At 63.0% G+C, this 20,528-nt stretch carries 7 protein-coding genes and 1 pseudogene; 6 read left to right on the forward strand and 2 right to left on the reverse strand.

Features of this window, described 5'->3' with window-relative positions:
• Positions 1 to 20: 20 nt before the first annotated feature.
• From HJB83_RS01605 to HJB83_RS01625, 5 genes are all read left to right on the forward strand, one after another.
• Entirely contained in the window at positions 21 to 1,289 is a 1,269-nt protein-coding gene (locus HJB83_RS01605; protein WP_207585741.1) for a DNA repair exonuclease, read from the forward strand.
• Complete coding sequence (locus HJB83_RS01610) at positions 1,289 to 4,762, forward strand: AAA family ATPase (protein ID WP_221131212.1); 3,474 nt, start codon at positions 1,289 to 1,291, stop codon at positions 4,760 to 4,762. Before HJB83_RS01605 ends, HJB83_RS01610 begins: the two co-directional genes overlap by 1 nt.
• A gap of 161 nt (positions 4,763 to 4,923) precedes the next feature.
• Positions 4,924 to 10,566, forward strand: a complete 5,643-nt coding sequence (locus tag HJB83_RS01615) for a lysozyme inhibitor LprI family protein (RefSeq protein ID WP_221131213.1) — start codon at positions 4,924 to 4,926, stop codon at positions 10,564 to 10,566.
• A 5-nt stretch (positions 10,567 to 10,571) separates the two neighbouring features.
• A complete protein-coding gene (locus tag HJB83_RS01620) occupies positions 10,572 to 16,535 on the forward strand; it encodes an MG2 domain-containing protein (RefSeq protein ID WP_221131214.1) in 5,964 nt (1,987 codons plus the stop codon).
• 49 nt (positions 16,536 to 16,584) lie between these two features.
• A complete protein-coding gene (locus HJB83_RS01625; protein ID WP_259671244.1) occupies positions 16,585 to 18,873 on the forward strand; it encodes a transglycosylase domain-containing protein in 2,289 nt (762 codons plus the stop codon).
• A gap of 90 nt (positions 18,874 to 18,963) precedes the next feature.
• Here the strand turns inward: HJB83_RS01625 and HJB83_RS01630 are convergent, their stop codons facing one another.
• Positions 18,964 to 19,200 carry a BrnA antitoxin family protein gene (locus HJB83_RS01630; RefSeq protein WP_207585745.1) on the reverse strand — a complete coding sequence of 79 codons (237 nt, stop codon included), beginning with the start codon at positions 19,198 to 19,200 and terminating at the stop codon, positions 18,964 to 18,966.
• Positions 19,201 to 19,756: 556 nt separating this feature from the next.
• Positions 19,757 to 19,967, reverse strand: a pseudogene (locus tag HJB83_RS01635) (transposase); the annotation flags it as partial.
• A 124-nt stretch (positions 19,968 to 20,091) separates the two neighbouring features.
• Here HJB83_RS01635 and HJB83_RS01640 point away from each other — a divergent pair.
• Positions 20,092 to 20,397 (forward strand): hypothetical protein, encoded by a 306-nt coding sequence (locus HJB83_RS01640; RefSeq protein WP_207585746.1) that lies wholly within the window; start codon positions 20,092 to 20,094, stop codon positions 20,395 to 20,397.
• The last annotated feature ends 131 nt before the right edge of the window (positions 20,398 to 20,528 follow it).

A 20,528-nucleotide genomic window follows, 5' to 3' on the forward strand; every position in this document is an offset into this window, starting at 1 on the left:
GCAACACCATTTCTGTATTCATGGCCTATCGTTTCGTCCACACTGCCGATCTCCATCTCGACTCTCCCCTGCGTTCCCTGGCTCTTCGCAATGCGGAACTGGCCGATCTCGTGAGCGACGCCAGCCGGCAGGCGCTGGTGGCGATCGTCGACCTGTGCCTTGAGGAACAGGTCGATGCGCTCGTCATCGCCGGCGATCTCTATGATGGCGATCAGACGTCGATGAAGACGGCACGCTTCCTGGCAAGCCAGCTGGAACGGTTGCACCGAGCGGGGATTCACGTCTTCAAGATCCGCGGCAATCACGATGCGATGTCGAAGATCGCCAAGGAACTGGTGATGCCCGATACGCTGAAGATCTTCGGCGGCCACGCCGAGATCGTGGAGGCCACGAAGGGTAACCTGTCGGTCGCGATCCACGGCCTGAGCTTCGCCAAGCCGCAAGCGCCAGACTCGCTTCTGCCGAAGTTCAAGCCGCCGGTGACGGGCGCGGTCAATATCGGCATCATGCATACGAGTCTCGCCGGATCCGCCGGACATGACGTCTATGCGCCCTGCAACGTGCTCGACCTTCACGCCTCGGGATTCGACTACTGGGCGCTCGGCCATCTTCACCAGCGCAGCCAGCATCCCGGCACGGCGACGGTCATCATGCCTGGTATGCCGCAGGGCCGCGACATCAACGAGTCGGGCGTCAAGACCGTATCGCTGGTGACCGTGGCGGACGACCGGACCGTGGCGGTCGAGGAGCGGCTCACCAGCGTCGCGCAGTTCGAGCGGGTCGATGTCGATCTGACGGGTGTCGATGATTGGCGTGATGCGGCTATGGCGATCGAAGCGGCACTGACAGCACAGCGCGACCGCACGGCCTCGGCGCATCTCGTCGCGCGCCTGAGGCTTTCCGGCCGCACCCAGCTTGCCTGGCAGCTTCGGCGTGACATCGACCTCATGCAAGCGGAAGCCGAGCAGCGCGGCGACCGGATCGGCCGGACCTGGATCGAGAAGCTGGAACTCGCCTTCGAAGCACCCTTGCCCCTCGCAGATGCTTCCGCCGCCGATCCCGTCGTCGAACTCGGTGCGTTGATGCGGGACGAGGTCATCGCCCGCAGCGGGTTTCGCGACGATATCAGGGAGGTGGTTCGCGACCTGCTCGCCGACCTGCCGCCCGAGAGCCGAGCATTCGCCGGGCTTGACGAGGCGGGCTTCGAACGCTTCATCGACAGCCTTCTCACCGACGGCGCCGAGGACATTGCCGCCCGGATGAAGGCCGCGGACCGGGCGGAAAGCTGATGCGCCTCCGACGGCTGGACCTCACCCGCTATGGCAAGTTCACCGACCACTCGATCGATTTCGGCGCGGTCCGTCCGGGTTCGCCCGACTTGCACATCGTCTATGGCCTGAACGAAGCGGGCAAGTCGACCACCTTCGCCGCCTATCTCGATCTGCTCTTCGGCATAGGTGAGCGCAGCACCTACAATTTCCTGCATCCATACAACACGATGAAGGTCGGCGCCCGACTGGAATTCGATGGCGAGGAATACGAGCTGGCGCGGCTCAAGCTCCGGACCGGCAGCCTCGTCGACGATCGGGGGCAAGCTGTGAACGAGGCGCTCCTGGCCGGCGCACTCGGCGGCATCGGCCGCGAGGCCTATCGCACGATGTTCTCACTCGACGACCAGTCGCTGAAAGAGGGCGGCAACGCCATCATCCAGAGCAAGGGCGAGCTTGGCGAGTTGTTATTCTCGGCAAGTTCCGGCCTCGCAGGCTTAAGCCGTTCGCTGGTTTCCGCCGCCGACGAAGCCAATGTGATCTATAGGAAGCGGTCGTCGAGCACGAAGCTTGCCGAACTCAAGCGCGCGCTCGAAGCGTTGAAGGCCGAGCGCAATGCCATCGACACATTGGCCTCCGCCTACTCGGCGCTGAAATCGACCCATGAGCAGGCCGATGCCGCCTATATCGCGACCACGCGAGAACTGGCCGAGGCCAAGGCCCGGCATCAGGAACTGACGCGCCTTCTCGGCGCCCTGCCCGCGGCGCTGGAGCTCCGGCGGCTGGACACAGATGCGGCCGACATGGGCGATCTGCCGCGGCCGCCGTCCGAATGGTTCGCGCTCCTGCCGCAGCTTTCCCGCGATGAGACGCGGCTGCAGGCGCTTGTCGAAATCGCCGACCGCACGCTGCGCCAGCTTACAGACGAGATCGAGGCGATCGCCATCGATCACAAGGCGCTGACGCTAACTGCGCATATGGACCTGCTGGACCAGGGGCGGATTCGCCATCTCGCGGCCGACAGCGACCTGCCGAAGCGCCGGCGGGCGCTGGCCGAACAGGACGGTGTGCTGGTCCGGCTTCTGGCCGATCTCGAACAGCCGGGCCATGCGACGCCCGAAGCACTGCTGCTGCCCGCCTCGCTGATCGGCACCGTCCGCGATCTCATCGAACGACGCTCCGGCGTCGAGGCGAAACTGGCTGCCGCGGGTCGCGAACGGGTGCGAGCGCGCGAGAATCTCGAAAGGCTGGGCGAGGAAGGCGGCTGGAAAAATGCAGCTGCGGTCCCAGATCCCGCGCGTCTTGGCCGCATCGAGGCCGCCCTGAGCCGGCTCACGGGGTCTGATCTGGCAGTGCGGCTCACCTTGGAAGAACGTACACTTGTCCAAGTGAAGCGAATACAGGAGAACCAGTTTGCACAGCTCGCACCCTGGACCGGCGATGCCGCGGCGCTGCAACGGACGCCCGCGGCGGAGCCTCGCCAGATCGAGGCCTGGCGTGGCCAGGCGACCTCGATCGACAAGCGGATCGCCGATCACCAGGCCCGGTTGCGCGATCTCGGCACCGAACAGGCGCTGACCAAAGCCCGGATCGCGGCCTTCGTCGCCGGCGGTTCGATCGACGATAGCGAGGCCACGAGGCGACGCGATGAACGCGATGCCGCCTGGCAGGCGCATCTTGCCAGCCTGAATGCCGCCACGGCCCGGACATTCGAGGATCGGATGCGCCAGGACGACATGTTGTCCGCCGGCCGGCTGTCGCGGGCGCAGGAACTGGCCGAGCTTCGCCAACTCCGCCAGACGGAAGCGGCAACGGCTGCAGCGAACGAACGGCAAAGGGAACTGCTCGCCGAGGCGCGCGACGAACATGATGCGCTTGCCGAGCGCATCCGTGGCCTGCTGCCCGGCGCGATCGAATATGACGCCGAAGCTGCGGCGCGCATTGCAACACTCGAGGCATGGAGCACCAAGCGGGCCGCGGCGCTGGCCGCCCGGGACGATCTGCAGCGAGCCGAAGACGCATTGGCCGCGCTTCGCCTCGAACTGAACAGGCATGCCGCGACACTTGCGGCCGGCCTTGCGGATGCCGGTCGTGGTGACGCCGACCATCTGCCGGTCGCCGACCTGATGCAGGCTGCGAATGAAATGCTCGCTGCCGGCAAAGCCGAGCTGGCGGCGCGGCAGGCGCATGAGAAGGCAATCGGTGACCTCAGCCGCGATGTCAGGGAACGCGAGCGCGACCAGCAGGAGGCGGAAGCCACCATAGCGGCCTGGGACCGGGAATGGGCGGAGGCGCTGTCGCGAACCTGGTTTGCCGACAAGGCCGGCTCTATGGCCGCCGTCCGCGCCATACTGGACGTGCTGGGCACGCTGCCAGCCATCCTGAAGGAGCGGCATGACCTCGCAAGCCGCGTTGCCGCGATGGAGCGCGACCAGGAGCAATTCCGCGCGGATATTGCCGGTCTTCTCGCAGACTGCGGCCTCAGCCAGTCGGCGGCGGATACGATCGCCTCCGCCAATACGCTCGTGGAACGTCATGAGGCAGCGCGGCGCGCGGCTCAGCTTCGGGCAGACCGGCAGGCGGATCTCGAACAACAATGGGAGAAACGACGGGCGCTGGAGGAGGAACTGGCCGTTCACAATGCCCGCAAGAACGAACTGACCAGCTATTTCGGCGCGGACTCGCTTGCTTCAGTCGAAACATTTTTGAACCAGGCCCGAGAGCGGGACCGGCTGGAGGAGCGGGCCGCCACCTTGCGCGGCCAGATCACCGAGGCCTTGCGGGCTGCGAGTTTCGCCGAGGCCGAACGGCGCCTTGCCGATATCGACGCCGATGCCGTCGAGCGCAATGCAATGGAGCTTGGCGCTCGGATCGAGGATCTCACCGAGCGGGCGAAGCTTCTCTATTCCGACATGTCGCTGGCACGGCAGAAGCTCGAGGCCGTCGGCGGAGACGACGCGGTGGCGCGGATCGAGGCCAAGCGGCGAACCATCTTCCTTGAGATCGAGGAACTGGCCGTGCGGCATCTGACGCTGCGTGCCGGCGCGCTCGCGGCCGAGCAGGCGCTGCATATCTATCGCGAGAAACATCGCAGCTCGATGATGAAACGCGCATCGGAAGCCTTCCGCCTGATCACCGGCGGCAACTATTCCGGCCTGACGACCCAGCCTGACCGCGACAAGGAAATACTGATCGGCGTGTCACGCGATGCCGGCTCGAAGCTTGCGGACGCGATGTCGACGGGCACGCAGTTCCAGCTCTATCTCGCGCTTCGGCTTGCAGGCTATGAGGAATTCGCAGCGCTTCGCCCGCCCGTGCCCTTCGTCGCCGACGACATTATGGAGAGCTTCGACAATCCTCGATCCGAAGAAGTCTTCCGCCTTCTCGGCGAAATGGCAAAGGTCGGACAGGTCATCTACCTCACGCATCACTGGCATCTCTGCGAGATCGCGCGGAACGTCGTTTCGAATGTGACAATACACCAGCTACCGTAACAGGCATAGGAACTGCCTTCGACGAAGCCGGAAGGTTCCGCAGTCCCGCCGTCAAACATTTAGCGCGTTGCGGTTCTCGGCTTCTGCAACCGCACTCTTGTCTTGATCGAGGATAGTTCATATTGACTAGCGTGCCGGCCACTTAAAAAAACGAGTAATCCATGGCTTTCGTCTCTCGCCTGCGTTTGCTTGCTGCCCTCAGTGGCTGTCTTTTCTCAGCGGCCTCCCACGCGCAATCCTTTGATTGCGGCAAGGCGCAGTTCGCCATTGAAAAGGCGATTTGTGCCTCCCCTGCCTTGATTGCTCAGGACACCGCCTTGGCGGCCTCCTATCGGCAGGCATTGACCGATCTCAACGGCGACCCGGCAAAGCTGAACGATCTACGCCAGCAACAGCGCCGCTGGTTGGCTGACCGCAATAAATCCTGTGTTGACACCGATCCGGTCCGGCTGTCGGCATGCCTGACAACACGCTACCAGGCGCGTCTTGCGGCACTTGCGGCAGCAAGCGCTTCTCCCAGCCAGAAGCCTCCTGAATCTGCCCAGGCCGTCGAGCCTGCGCCATCAACTGCGCCGGAGACACAGCCAGCGGCGGCACAAGACATATCAGCCCCGTCGGCTGCCGTAGCCTCTCAACCCGCGCCTATAAAAGCCCTGCCCCGGCTTGTGTTGCAGCCGCATCTGGCGTTCGATCAATTGCCTGCCGATCGAGATGGCAGCACCTTGCTGACCGTCGACACGCCCGGCCATATCACTATCCGTACGCAGAGCACCTCGGGTGTGGCGCTGCAACTCATCGATATGATCGCAGGCCCGGGGGACCGCATGGGCGCAGCTGGCGTCAGCGACGGCTGGATCGATGCGCTGCTCGACAAAGGCACCTACAAGATCCGTGTGTTCGGTGCCAAGGGAGCCGCCGGCGACGTCAAGCTTACCGCACAAGCCTATCAGGAGCTTGAACAGCCCGACGCCGCTTTGACCTCCGCCACTTCAATCCATGCCGATCTAAGCGATCTGCAACAACGATCCTATTGGATCGACATTCCCGATTCCGGGCGCATCGAGATCGAGGCGGTTGGACGCTCGCTTCAGGATCTGCGCTTGTGGCGAAACGGCAGCGATATTGCCGCTCTCTCGCCGAAAATGTCGATCTTCGAACTGAAGCCGGGCCTCCCCATGACCCGGGCCGCGCTGACGGGAACGGTCGAGCCCGGCCGCTACCTCGTGACGGCCTATGGCGGCCAGAAGCTTGTCTGGACCAACTCGGACGCCGCAGAGCCATTCCACATTCGCGCCGGCACGCAGATCTCGCTGGCCGGAGGGATTGCCGAAAATGTCATCGGGCCTTTCGGCTCGATACGTTTTGAGGCGCCGGCAGATCTCGATACTTTCCGTCTGGAACTGCCGCAATCGGCGCCGGCGGTGCTCCGGGCCGGTCGGATTTCCGGCACGGCGACAGCTTTTCAGAGTGCCGCGATCGACAAGGCTAGCCGTGAACCGACAGCCACGCTTTCGCTTTCGTCAGACAGCCAGCCGAGCATTGTCGAAGTCTCGGGTTATGAAGGCCAGCATTTCCAGCTCCGGGGGCTTCGGTTCAGCACCGAGACCCAATTTAAAGGCTCAGTACCCAATCTCATCAGTCTCGACGTTGCCGGCGAAGGCGGCGATGAAATTCCGGCCACGGCCTTGCTGGTGCGCCAGGATAGCAGTGGCAAAGCCACCATCGTCGCGTCCGACTTGCCTCATTTGGGCCCGGGCCAGGCTTGGCGGCGGCGCTTCAATTTGCGCGGGCCGACATCGCTGCTGTTCGAGATGACGCAAGCAGGCCAGATCGCGATCCGCACATCAGGCGTTGCGCTGCATGCCGACATCAGCCCGGTTCTGGTCGGCAATGCCCCGCGCGCCGATGGCCGCAATGCCGATCGTTTCGATCTTGACGCCGGCTATTATCTGCTGCGACTGCTGCCTGACAACAATGCCGTCGGCATCCTCGACCTTTCCTTCGGCACGCCGGGCCTCGTCCCACCGGTCCAACCCGCCGCTCCGGCACGCACCACTATTTCCTTTGGCATCCGCGAAGCCGAAAAGGCCACACGCTACCAGATCATCACCAATGCCGCGCCCGGTTTGCTGACGGGACCTCGTGCGGTGGCACTGCCCGCCGATCTGCAGGGGCGACCACTGGCGCTTTGGCAGCCCACCGATGCTTCGGCGTTGCGGGAGTCCTTGCCGGATCAGCCGATGTCCAATATTCCGGCGCCCGTGCCGCGGGCCAAAGGCGCCGCGAATGACGATGCGAACGCCCTGTCGCGGCCGGCGTCGGCAGCGGATCTGCAGATCGATATCCACGTGCCGCTCGGCGGAACGATCGCCGCCGTCGACATGCACAATACATCCGTCGCTTTTGCGACCAGCAACCAGCGCGTCGACGCAAAAGGCCGGACGTTGACCCTGCGCTTCCCCGCCCCTGCCGCTGCCCGGTCCATCGTCGTCAGCTGGCAGCCGGATGCTGCTGCGGCGCAGAAAATCGCACCGCAGACCCCCGCATCCCCGTTGATTGCCGGCCGAAGCCAGTTTCTCGATCTCGCCGAAAACGCACAGAAATCCTACCGGCTCGAGGTTGCCGAGGGCGGGCTTTACCGCATCGAAACCCTTGGGCGTTTGCAGACATCACTGAGCCTTGGCACATCATTCCTGCCGGGACTGGGGGAAGCTTCGGACAATGGCGGTGGCCACAATGCGCTGCTGCAAACCTATCTGCGCGCGGGGACCTATCAGATCGACGTCTCCGCCCAGAATTCCTCCGGCCATCTTGGCGTTTCCGTTACGCCGGCCTCGCTGTTGACCGCGGCAAGCCTGGTCGCCGATGGCACCAGCCGAGGGGCCCTCTCAGGCGGACGCGGCGCCATCGTGCCGATCGAGATCGCAACTGCAGGAACGTATCAGCTCGATCTCTATTCCCTTGGCGAAGACCTTACCGCGCGTCTCGAGGATGCGGAGGGATGGCCGCTCACCGCGCCAGGCCCGCTTTCCACGCTCAGTCAGGATTTCACCCCGGGGCACTATCGCCTGGTAATCCTGCCGCGCGACGTCGACACGCGGTTTGTCGCACGGCTAAGACCGGTCATCGACCCACCGCAGTTGCAGGGCCACGGACCACACCCGCTGGCCTTCAATCAAGCCCAAGCATTTCAGTGGCGCGAGCCTCAGAGCAAAAGTGATGCACGCGTTGCCGATAGCTGGACGTTTGATCTCCTTGCCGATGCCGATGTCAGCATCGACCTGACCGAAGGCATGATCGGCGCTCTGTTTCGCGACGACAAGGACCAGATCGCCCGATTTGTCGCCGCTCCCCAATTCACCGGCACGTTGAAGGCCGGGCATTATCGCATTGATCTCATGAGCCTCGCCCATGATGACCGACTGGATTATCAGATTACCCTGAACACCCAGGATTTGCAGCCGGGCGAAGCACGCTTCGTCAACCTTCCCGCCGAGCTTTCCTTCAATGTCGACAAGGACCGTGTCGTCAGCCTCGGCACGTTCGGCCGCAGCGAAATCAAAGGCGTGCTGAAGGACGAGCATGGCACCGTCGTCGAACGCCTGACGGGGCGCAGCGATGATTGGAACATCGCGCTCTCCACCCTTCTGCCGGCTGGATCCTATACGCTGGCCCTTGATCAGGCGGCAGCGTCGGGTACGGCCAGCAGCCAATCGGGTGATAGTTCCGACGATCAAGACACAGACTCCGGGGACGGTGAGCAGGAGCCAGGCGACGATCAGGCCGATGTTGGGGATCTCGAGGTTCAGTTTGCCCTGCCGCAGGAGCAGCCGCAGCCAGCACTCACCGAGAGCGGCACCACCGAGGTCAACGGCGCCTCCGTCTTTACGTTTCCCTTGCCGGCCAACACGAAGGATCAACTTGCGCTGGTCGTAGCCCAGTCCACCAGTGACCTGGTTCTCTCGGTCGAAAAACGAGACGCCGACGGCAGTTGGAAGCCGCAAGCCTTTGCCCGTGGCCGCACGCCGCTGATCGCCTGGCCGGCGTCTGAGGGAGATATCCAATGGCGCGCATCGGTTTGGACCCTTGATGGTGGAACAGCACCGATCAAAATCGCCGCGCGCAGCATTACCCGCGATATGCGCGAGCCCGGCGACATTGCCTTGGAGCCCGTGGCCATCGATGGCCTTGATCTCTCCCTGAACGTTGCTCTCGCACATGCCCCGTCGGCCGGTCTCGTCGACCTCGGCGCTGCTGCGGATCTGCTTGTCGGCGCAACTGCGGACCGTCCGCTCACGGCGGCCATGCCGGGACTTTTTGCTCCGCAATCGGATCGTTTATGGCTGGTCTCCCGCACTACGAGCCATGCGCAGGTAAACCCAGCACAGCCCAAAGCAGAAATCGCGCTGACGCTTGCGCCAGGAGATCAGGCAATTATCCCAGCCGCACCGCCTTTGCCGGGCAAAGTAAGAATGTGGCGCGCGGATTCGGCTTTTGGACAGCCGGGCCTGACGGCCGGACGCGGCATGGGCATCAGCCTCAACAGTGCGGTCGCCCTCTCCGATAATCAGGATCTGCATATCTGGAACGCCGCAAGCGATGACAGCCTGCAGATGCGGCTTAAGCCAATCGATGCAGCCGAACTCGAGGCGGTGCAGCTGAATGGCACCTTGACGGCGACCATTCCAGCCTTCAGCGCGCGGCCGGTGAAGCTGGCACCAGGGGTGAAACGGCTCACCCTCGACCTGGCGCCGGGGATCGCCGTCGTCTCCACTCCTTCAGCCTCGCAATTGTTGAACGTCTGGTCCGGCGCGGCTCCCCTGTCGCGCAGCATCGCGACGTCGGCCGAAGAGATCTGGCTCGTCAACCTGACGGGTGATGCCGGCTCGGCGCGCGTCAGCCTGTCGCCGGGACAAGCCGTTACGCTCAGCAGTGATCAGATCAAGCGCCGGTTCTTCGGCACGGTCGGATCGGAAGAAATCGCGGTTGATGCCATGAAAGGAGATGTCCTGAACGTCTCCGGCGGCGCGGCGACCTTCATCGGCCCCGACGGTCGGGTCTCGCGTGGCGACAGGATTTCCGTGACTGGACCCGGCCAGCTGATCGTCGATCATGGTGCCGGTCTCGTAGCGCTGTGGCTGGAACGCGATGGCAAGTCGCCCTGGCCGAAGCCCGAACCAAAATCGATGACCCTGCCGCAGAGCGTGACGCTTGAGGGTGAGGCTATGGCCTTCCGTCTTAACCCGGTCCAACCGATGGTGCTTGACGTCAGCACCGACGCCCCGGTCATTGTCGGCCTGGAGCAAGATGGTCACCGCGACCTGCAGCTGTTTCCAACGGGAGCGGAATTCCATCGCTATCTTGCGGCGGGCGAGGCTGTCCTGACACTCTATTCCACGCATGAGGGACCCTTATCGGGCAGTCTGGATATGACGGCAACACCGGTCGTTCCGGCAGGTGACGGCATCGGAGCCCCGGTTGTGCTCGCACCGGGCGCGACAGCCCTGTTCGGCTTCGAGGTTAGGAATAGCGGCAATATCGGTGTCGGCCTGCGTTCCGATCCGGACCTTGCCATCGGCCGGCTGCTGGATGCCAAAGGCCAAGTGCTTGGCGACGGCGTCAATCAGCTGAAGCAGCTTGCCGCAGGCTCTTATCTCCTGGAAGCGCGCGCACCGGCGGACGCACCGACGCTCATTGTCAGGCCATCGGTAGTTGGATTGTCACCACCGCCCGCAGGTCCGCCGCCTGAAATTCTCAGTGATTATCTGCAGCGCGCCGGTTTGAAGCCCACGGGATCGAAGTGAAACCAATGAAAAAGATCGTATTTCTCATTGCCCTCGCTCTTGCCTCTTCAACGCTGCTTTCAAGCGGTCACGCGCAGCAAGGTGCCTCGCCGACGCTGGATGTTCTGCAACGCGCCGATGGCGTTAAAATCGTGCCGGAGAGGTTCCTGCGTGCCTATGATCCGGTCACGATCTTCTTCCCTACGGATACCGGCCCTGCAGCCGGCGGCCCGGAAGACTCGCCCGAGCGTTTTGTGACCATGGAACCGGCGGCTGCCGGCGCCTGGCAGTGGCTCGGCCCGCGCGCCCTGCAATTCCGGCCGGCCGACAAGTGGCAGCCGCTGTCGCGCCTCAAGGTAACGATGCTGGCGCATGACAAGGCCGCTGGTGGCGAGACGGAACTGATACCGCTGCTGCCAGTACCGGTATCCACGGCTCCGGCTGCAACCGATGATCCCATCAGCGAGCTTGACCAGATCACATTGACCTTTGCCGAACCCGTCGATGTCGCGGCGCTGAGCCGACTTCTGTCGATCGAACTGCGTCCTGCGCCGGGCATTGGCGACGAAGGCGGTTTGATGCTGGGGGCGCAGGATTTCGATGTCCAGCCGCTTGAACGCAACAGCCGCAGCGACCAGCAATCCTATGTGGTGAAGCTGCATGCCAACGTGCCCGATGGCCGCGTCGCCCTTCTGCGGTTGAAGCTTGCCGACACGCCCGACTTCAGCGATCAGACCTTCGAGTTGCGCGTGCGCACCGCCGTGCCCTTCACCATGATCAGTTCGGATTGCGGACGGGGCTTCGACGCCGCCACAAGCGATGACATCATGCGCTGCACATCCAATGCCACTGTCAGCGATGACAGCGCCGCAGTCGATGATGACGGCAACCCGCTCGACGCCGAGGCAGCGCCGGCCGATCGATCGGGTCGTGGCCTGATCTTCCGCTTTTCGAGCAATCCGCTGGCCGGGAAACAGTTTTCGGTCCGGGACGCCTTGCGCATTTCTCCACCGGTCGACGATCTGACGGCGGAAGCCAGCGACGGCCGTCTTTATATCAATGGCCGCTTTCTCACCGACAAGGTCTATACGCTTGATGTGACCGCCGGCGCCTTGGCTGATGACCGCGGCAGACCGCTGGCGACCGGCTTCGGCCAGAAATTCGCCTTCGCGCCGGAACAGTCCTCGCTCGTCTGGGATGCGTCGCAGGGCGTGGTCGAGCGCTTTGGCCCGCAACTCGTGCCGCTGCGCGGACGCGGCTACGACAGGGCCGATGTGCGCATCCATGCGATCGATCCGCTGTCACGCGATTTTTGGCCTTTCCCGCAATCCGGCCTCGATACGGACGACGACGAAGCACCGCCCTTGCCCGGCAAGGAGCCGCAGAAATGGGCCGACAGCGATGAGATTTCAGCCGATGCGATCCAGGCGCGCGTCAAGGCCCTGGGTTCGCCGGCGATATCCGAGTTCGTGGACCTGCCGATTCACAAGGGCGGCGTCGACACCAAATTCGGCCTGGATCTGAAATCCTTTTTTGCCCGGATTGCTGGGCCTGACCAGCCCGGCACCTATCTCGTCGGCCTGCGTGCGGTGGACAATCAAACCCGGCATTGGCTTCGTGTGCAGGTCACCGACCTGACCTTGAGCGCGGTGGAGGAACAGGACCGGGTGCGATTTGCCGTCACCTCGCTTGCCAAGGGTAATCCGATCAGCGGGGCGCAAATCCGCCTCGATGGTTTGCGCGACGGCAAATTCGTCACGCTGGCGACTGGGACGACAGATGCACAGGGCTTCTTTTCCTGGGAGCTGCAGCAGCGCGCCGACGCGAAGATCCGGCGCGTCATCGTGACGAAGGGGCTGGATACCCTGGTCGTCGACCCCGATCACGCGCCTGCCCAATATGCTGCGGACAACTGGACCAAGCCGTCGGCCGCCTGGCTGGATTGGACGACCAATCCGACGGACAGCCGCACCGAGCAGAGCCGCACCCTTTGCCACGTCTTCACCGAGCGACCGATCTACCGTCCGGAGGAGCCCGTGCATATCAAGGGCTATGTCCGCAGCTATCTCGGGGGCCACTTGACGCTGCCGACGCAAGGCGGCCAGATCGTGATTACCGGCCCTGACAAACAGGAGTGGCGCGTACCGGTGCGGCTGGACGCATTCGGCGGCTTTTACCACAAATTCGACGCCGAGACGCCGGCAACCGGGGATTACGAAGTTCATTTCGAGCCGGGCGACACGGCGGGGGCTACCGACCAGGATCAACCGGCGCAGACATCCGGTGAGGACGGGAATGCCGACGGCCAGGCGAGTGATAACGCGACCGATGATGCGCAGGCAGACGATAACCAGGCCGATACTGCTGAGAGTGCCGATAGCGACAGCAGCGCCGCGAGCCCGGCCGACAACACGGTCCAATGCGGCAGCATCTCCTTCAAGAAAGAGGCCTATCGCCTGCCGACTTTCGAAGTCGTGCTCAACAATCCGCAAACCGTACCGCTCGATTCCTCCTTCAACGTCGATCTGATCGCCCGCTATTTCGCCGGTGGACTGCTGGCGGATCGGCCGATCCGCTGGCGAGCCGTTCAGTATCCCTACAATTGGACACCACCTGGCCACGAGGGCTTCTTTTTTTCGACGGATTCCCGTTACTCCGGCGGCGATGAATTCAAATCCTCGCCGGCGCTCGAACGAGACGGCAGCACAGACGCCGGCGGCGCCTCGCGCATCAGCTTCGACACGACGATCGAGCCGACGGCGCAACCCCGCCGCTATATGATCGAGGCGACCGTTACCGGCGACGATGATCTGCAGGTGCGCAGCATCACTAACGTTTTTGCCGTCCCGCCCTTCGTGCTTGGCCTGAAGGTGCCGCGTTATGTGCCAAATCCCGGCGCCATCGAGCCTGAGATCCTGGCGGTCGACGGCAATGGCGAACCCGTCGCCGGGCTGGAGATGACGGCACGCCTGATCCATCGCAACTGGACGTCGACCCTGCAGGCGAGCGACTTCAGCCAGGGTTCGGCAAAATACGTCACGCAGGTCATGGACGACACCGTGCTGGAGCGCAAGATTACCAGCACTCGGGATATCCAGACCCTGGCGCTCGAGGCAAAGGACGCAGGCGTCTATGTTATTCAACTCGAGGCAAGCGACCGGATCGGCCGCCAGCAGCAGGTGAGCGTCGACTTCTTCGTCGGCGGCACCACGCCGGTTACCTGGGCACAGGCGCCCGCGCGCACCGCGGTCGTGACCACGGACAAGGACAGTTACATTCCCGGCGAAACCGCCAACCTGCTGATCCAGTCGCCCTTCCAGACAGCCCGCGCGCTCGCCGTCGTCGAAGAGCCAGAGGGAAAATTCCGCTATGATTGGGTCGATATCGCCGATGGATACGGCCATTATGCCGTGCCCGTCCGCAAGGAATATACACCGCAAATTCCCGTGCACTTCCTCATCCTGCGCGGCCGGCTGGAGACCAGCATCCCCTCGCCGAACGCACCCTTCGACCAGGGCAAGCCTGTAACGATCGCCGCGACGAAGGCGGTGACGGTGAAGCCGGTGAAGAACACCGTAAATCTCACCTTGGATTATCCGAAGAAGGCCCGCCCTAGTGACGAAGTGGAGGTCACGCTGCATCTGGCCGACGATAGCGGTCAGCCGATCGCGGGCGATGCCACTTTCTGGATGATCGACCAGGCCGTGCTGTCGCTCGCACCGGAACAGCCGCTGGATCCGCTGCCGAATTTTATCGTCAAGCGCCAATCCACCATGGCACTGCGCGACACCCGCAACATGGCCTTCGGCGTCATTCCGCTGGATGAGGTGCCGGGCGGTGACGAGCGGGAGGAATGGGGCACGGACAACAATATTTCCGTTCGCAAGAATTTTACGCCGGTCCCGATCTATCTTCCCGACGTGAAGATCGGCCCGGATGGCATCGCCAAGATCAAGGTGAAGCTGCCGGACTCGCTGACCGTATTCAAGCTGCGCGCCAAGGCCGTCAGCGGTCCCGACCGCTTCGGCTATGGCACCGGCGAAATGCTGATCCGGCAGGAAATAGTCGCCCAACCCGCCCTGCCCCGCTTCCTGCGGTATGGCGACCAATTCGAGGCAGGCATCATTGCCCGCATCGTCGAGGGTGGTGGCGGCGCCGGCGCTGCTTCCATTGCTTCCGACGGACTGACGCTGGAGGGCAGCAAGGACCTCTCCTTCGCCTGGGAGCAGAACAAGCCCGCTCACATCGGCGTTCTCGCTGAGGTGCCCGAGCCAAGGCCTGGCAAGGAGGACGTGCAGCTGCGTTTCGGGGTCGAGCGCGTCGCCGACCATGCCAGCGACGCCGTGGAAATCACGCTGCCTTTGAAGTCCGACCGTATCCCGACCAAGCACTACGAAATCGTCGAAATCCCGGCGGGCGGCTCGAAAACATTGCCGGCACCCCAGCAAGACGTGCGCCCCGGATCGTTTCAGCGTGCGATGACGCTAACCGCCGATCCGGCACTGGTGAAGCTGGTTGCCGGCCTCAACACTTTGGTGGAATCTCCCTATGGCTCCACCGAACAACGCATATCGCTCGCCTCCTCCGGCATCGCCTTCAAAAGTTTCGCCCCGATCCTGGCGGCAGCAAACCTTGACAAACGCATCGATGGCGATGTGCACAACACCGTGCTGGCAATCGGCCAGGCGGTCGACGCCGATGGCCTTGTCGGCTTCTGGCCGCACAGCAAGGGCAATGTCTCGCTCACGGCCTGGGCCTATTCTTTCCTGGTTGCGGCCGACAAGGTGGGCGTGCCCACCGACAAGGCTTTGTCGGATCGCCTTGCGAGCGTGCTGAAACTGTCGCTACGCTCGGATTATCCGCATCTGCTCAGCGGCGACGAGATTCGCGAGCGGGTCGAGGCTCTGACGGCTCTGGCCGAAGGCGGCAAGCTCGACCCGGCCTATACTGCCGAACTTGCCCGCTCGGCCGCGTTGATGCCGAATGTCAGCGTTGCCAGAATGACCGCGGCGGCAGCGGGTGCGCCCGATGCCGACCCACGCCTTGTCGGCGGTTTGGCCGACACGATGTGGTCGCGCGTTCGCATCCTCTCCCGCAATGGCCAGCTGGTTTATGACGGCCAAGCCGAGGATGGGGGCAGTCCGATCATCCTGCCTTCCGAAACCCGCAGTCTCGCCGAAATGGTGCGCGCCGCGGCTTTGACCTCGGAAACGGATCCGCGCTATCCGGCTTTGAAAAATGCCTTGCTGCAACTCGGCGGAGGCGACGGCTGGGGTTCGACCAATGCCACTTCGGCTGCGATCCGCGCGCTTGCCGCCGCCTGGCAAAGGCCGACGACGCCATTGCCGCTGACGCTGGCGCAGAACGGAAAGTTTCAAAACCTGACGCTTGACGCAAATGCTCCCGTGCTGCGACAAGTCAGCCTGGATCCGGGCGCCGTCACCATCCAGAATACCGGAACGACGACCGCTCTGGCGCTGGTGGAAACCACCTATCTATCTGCCGAAGCCGGCTACACCGCGCAGGCCGAAAGCCGGGGATTTGCCCTTACCCGCACGCTTTTCCGTGTCCCCGCGGGCAACGCGCCGCTGGAGAAGCTGGTTCCCGATGCTAAAGGTGCGATCCAGCTCAAGGTCGGCGATGTGCTCGAGGAAAGGATCGAACTGGTCGTCTCCGAAGATCGCACCCATGTCGCCCTTACCCTGCCGCTTGCAGCCGGGCTTGATCCGCTCAACCCCAACATCGCCACCGCGCCGGCTGAGGCGACACCGGCAGTCGCGCCGACCCTGCCGACCGATTGGATCTCCTATGGCGACGATCAGGTATTTTGTGCTTCCGACAGGCTGCCGAAGGGCAACTACACCTTTGCCTACCGGACGCGCGCCTTGATCCCCGGTTCCTACACGCAGCCCCAGGCCCTTGCCGAAACCATGTACCAAAAGGGCTTACGGGGAATGAGTGCTGCCATGCAAATCGTGGTGGCGAAGTGAGCCTTCACAATCGGGGCAGATATCAGACGAGGAGCCAGCCAGCCGGGCAATGACACTCTTGAGAAGCCGCCGATCAACGCTTGTCCGTTTCTCCTCGCTGGTTCTCGCAGCCGGCGTCCTGGTCTATGGCTATCTCATCAATCAGCGCGCGCAGTTGATCGCGCCTGCGCCGACCTCGATACTTTATGATCGCGGCGGCGCGTTCCTCGCTCAGATCGGCCATGCCGACGGCGCAAGTGGGCGTATCGACTATGGCTATTGGCCGCTGGAGCAATTGCCCGACCGCGTCGTCAAGGCAACGCTTGCCCTCGAAGACAGGCGGTTCTACGACCATATCGGCATCGATCCCTACGCTGTCGGCCGCGCAGCCTGGCAAAATCTCGATGCCGTCGGCCGCCGCTCGGGCGCCTCGACCATTGCGATGCAAGTGGCGCGGATGCAGCAGCCGGAATCGCGCACGCTCATCCACAAGGCGCTTGAGGCCGGCACCGGCGTCCTCCTGACCCTGCGTTACGGCCGCGATGCGATGCTGGGGCAATATTTGCGGCTGGCGCCTTACGGCAATGGCAGCCACGGCATCGCCCATGCGGCGCGGCTCTATTTCGACAAGCCGGTCGCAGACTTGTCCTGGGCGGAAATCGCGCTGCTATCAGCGATCCCGCAGTCGCCGACCCGGATGAACCCGCTGCGGCCGCAGGGCTTGCGCCGGGCCATTCACCGCGGCCATCAAATGCTGGACGCGCTGGCGAAACAGAAAATCATCAGGGCTGACGAGGCAGAGATCGCCCATCATCAGCTCGATGAGATGCGGATGCCCGACATACCCCGCCGCCCGGATGCCCTGCACCTGATATTGCGCTATCATGACCTCATCGAGAACGGCCAGATAGCCCCTGCGTCCGCCAGCACGCCGCTGATCCACACGACGATCGACCTCACCCTGCAGGCCGACATTACTGGTCTCGCACGACAATATCTCGATCACTGGCGTTCTGCGGGCGCGCAGCAAGTCGGCGCCATGGTGGTGTCGCGCCAAACAGGCGAAGTCCTCGCCCAAGTGGGTTCGACCAACTATTACGGCAGGCATGCCGGCGCATTCGACTACACCCGGACACAGCGCTCGCCGGGCTCGACCCTCAAACCTTTCGTCTATGCGCTGGCCTTCGAGCGCGGCTTACTGAAGCCAACCGACATGTTGCTCGATCTGCCGGAAGGCGCGTCGGGCATCGGCGATGCGGATCGCGAATTCCTCGGCCCTATGCTGCCGCGCCAGGCACTGGCCAATTCGCGCAATGTTCCCGCCACCAATCTACTGCGCAGCATCGGTCTCGAGACGACGTTCCGCTTTTTGCGCGATCTCGGTCTGCACGACCTGGAAACCCCAGCCGATTATTTCGGCCTGTCGATGGCAATCGGCTCGCTGCCGACCCGCCTGGATAGGCTGATGCGGGCCTATGGGGCGCTCGCCAATGATGGCCAGATGCAGGATTTGCGCTGGGCGCGCGAGCAGCCACAGCCGCAATCCGTTAGGGTCATTTCGCTCGATACGGCCCGGTTGATTACCTCCTTCCTCTCCGATCCGCAGGCCCGGCTGCCGAGCTTCCATCGCTATGGCACGCTGGAATATCCATTCCCCGTCGCCATCAAGACCGGCACCTCCCAAGGCTATCGGGACGCCTGGGCGATCGCCTATTCGGAGAAGGTCATCGTCGGCGTTTGGATCGGACGGGGCGATGACGGCACGATGAGCCGGATGACCGGCGCCGGCAGTGCCGCCCGCCTCGTGCACGCGATCCTCGACAGGGTGCACGGCAATAAGCCGGGAGACATCGCCGACGCGCGTTTCCCGACGCCACCGGACCGCAAGCCGATGGAGGTCTGCATCGTCAATGGACAGACGAATGACAACAGCTGCAGCCAGACGCTGGTCGAATGGTTAAAGCCCGACGAGATACCGAAGGTGGCTGCACGATCGCCTGGTCCGGACGCCACCCTCAAACCTGTGTCGATCAGTGCAACAGCCGAGAGGAGCAAGAATTCACTCGCCAACGCCGATGGCTCCAACCCGCAGATCCGTCTCGCCATCTCGACACCGGCTCGCAACAGTCAGATCTGGCGCAATCCGGAACAGCCGGCGGCATTCGACCGGCTGCCTCTGAAGGCCGATGTCCAACCGCATGTGCCGCAGATCGTCTGGTATGTCGACGGCCAGCCCTTCGCCGTCACCGACCCCGACAAGCCTGTCTTCTGGCCCATTCAGAGCGGAGAACACCGCTTCCAAATCCGCCTGCCCTACCGCGACGAAACCTCCGCAGTCGTCCCGGTGTATGTGCAATGAGGACGTCGCAGTGCCGCAATTGTACCGCGGTCGGCATATGGAACTGGAAATCCTTTGAACGAAGGGGGTCAGCAGCGGCCGCATAACCGCTTAGCCATCGTTCCTCATCGCGGCGCGGAGCACATCGTTGATGCGGTCCTGCCAGCCCGGGCCATCCTCCTGAAAATAAACGAGCACGTCGCTGTCGAGTTTCAGAGTGACCTGTTCCTTGACGTTCGGCAGCGCCGGCCGCTCGACGGGCGGTGCGGCGGCCACCTTTTTGGCCGGCCTGAACAAGGCTTCCGCGGCATCAAGCGCATTGACGGGGCGGCGTGGAGTTTTGGTCACGGTTCTCTCCAATGGTTCGCTCATTTCTGCGGTCACGGTCTTATCATGGGATTGATCGTCCGCCAGGACGCTTCTGGGGTCGTTAACTGCTCCCGTCATTCCAACGAGACCCATTTTGCAAAGCGGCCGCTCCTTCAGCAGTGCGTCGTACCGATCACGAATCTCATTTAACGAATAGAGGGAACGAAATCCAGACGACTTGGTTTGGCCTTGGAAAGCGGCGCCTGGTTTCCGGAGCCGCACCATGTGTAGCCGAGGAGCCTGTTGTGAATGTTCTAAGTTTCAGCAGAAAAAACATTGGTGATGGTCCTGATGCTGGTTTCGTGACCAACGGACGTTGATGACCGCCGGCTCTACAGCTTTGCCCTGCAATACGATATGGACGGCAAGAGCTGGCGACCGAGATCTGAGACGATATGCGGCCAGCTCTACGGCGAGGTGGAAGCGTAAGTATCCCCCGGCAAAGCCGGGGGCTTTAATATGTGAGCCGCTCAAAGCGTCGGGATGCGGACGCTGACGCGGCCCCGGTTTCAATGCGTCACCTGGAGGTGGCCGTTCAACGCCACAGGTTCAATTGCTCAAGCCTGTGGTCGTCCTTCTCTTGGTTGCGGATAATCGCGGATTGTCTCCTCATCACGACCGACAGTCGACACGACATACCCACGCACCCAAAAGTGCTACCCGGTAAAGCCGCGCTTTCTCTCACCGTAGACCCGCCCAAGGTGGATGGCACTCTTGCCCTTCATGTATCCCACAACCTGACTAATATTACTGGATCAACCATCGCGATGGATCGTCATCGATAGAGGATGGCTTGTGGCAAAGTTTGAGTTGACCGTTTTCGATGGCGAGGCGACACTTGCAATCGACAGCAAGGCAGGAGGAAAAATAATGGACGAGCCAGAGCGCTGGCGCGACATGGCAAGCGCACCGAAGGACGGCAGTCGGATTCTCGTCACGATCCGTCAGTCCGAACAGGGGCCGGCAGAAGTTGACCTCGCATATTGGTCGAATGGCGATCATTTCGGTGCAGAAGGCTGGCGCGCCTCTGATTCCTCACCTGGCCGCATCATCGAATATGCCGCGCCGGAACTGAAGTGCTGGATGCCGATGCCCTCTGCCAATCTCAATCGCACCTCGATGCCCGCACCCTGGGAAGGCGAGGACGCTCAGCAGCTCGACGGGTCAGGAATTTAAGAACTCGCGCCAAGAGCGTTGTTCACAAGGCCATAGTTCGGCGTCGACCGTCGCAACAATATCAGCGGCCCTTCGGCGGTTGAGAGACAACCTGCAGCCGGAGTTCGCCTGTTTAAAAAAATCTTGATGTG

The organism is Rhizobium sp. NZLR11 (assembly GCF_019685115.1).
Lineage (GTDB): Bacteria > Pseudomonadota > Alphaproteobacteria > Rhizobiales > Rhizobiaceae > Rhizobium.

Bases quoted from the DNA above. Each gene is read 5' to 3' on its own strand.
- HJB83_RS01605 (WP_207585741.1), top strand. From the start codon at position 21: ATGGCCTATCGTTTCGTCCACACTGCCGATCTCCATCTCGACTCTCCC.
- HJB83_RS01620 (WP_221131214.1), top strand. From the start codon at position 10,572: ATGAAAAAGATCGTATTTCTCATTGCCCTCGCTCTTGCCTCTTCAACG.
- HJB83_RS01640 (WP_207585746.1), top strand. From the start codon at position 20,092: ATGGACGAGCCAGAGCGCTGGCGCGACATGGCAAGCGCACCGAAGGAC.
- HJB83_RS01625 (WP_259671244.1), top strand. From the start codon at position 16,585: ATGACACTCTTGAGAAGCCGCCGATCAACGCTTGTCCGTTTCTCCTCG.
- HJB83_RS01610 (WP_221131212.1), top strand. From the start codon at position 1,289: ATGCGCCTCCGACGGCTGGACCTCACCCGCTATGGCAAGTTCACCGAC.
- HJB83_RS01615 (WP_221131213.1), top strand. From the start codon at position 4,924: ATGGCTTTCGTCTCTCGCCTGCGTTTGCTTGCTGCCCTCAGTGGCTGT.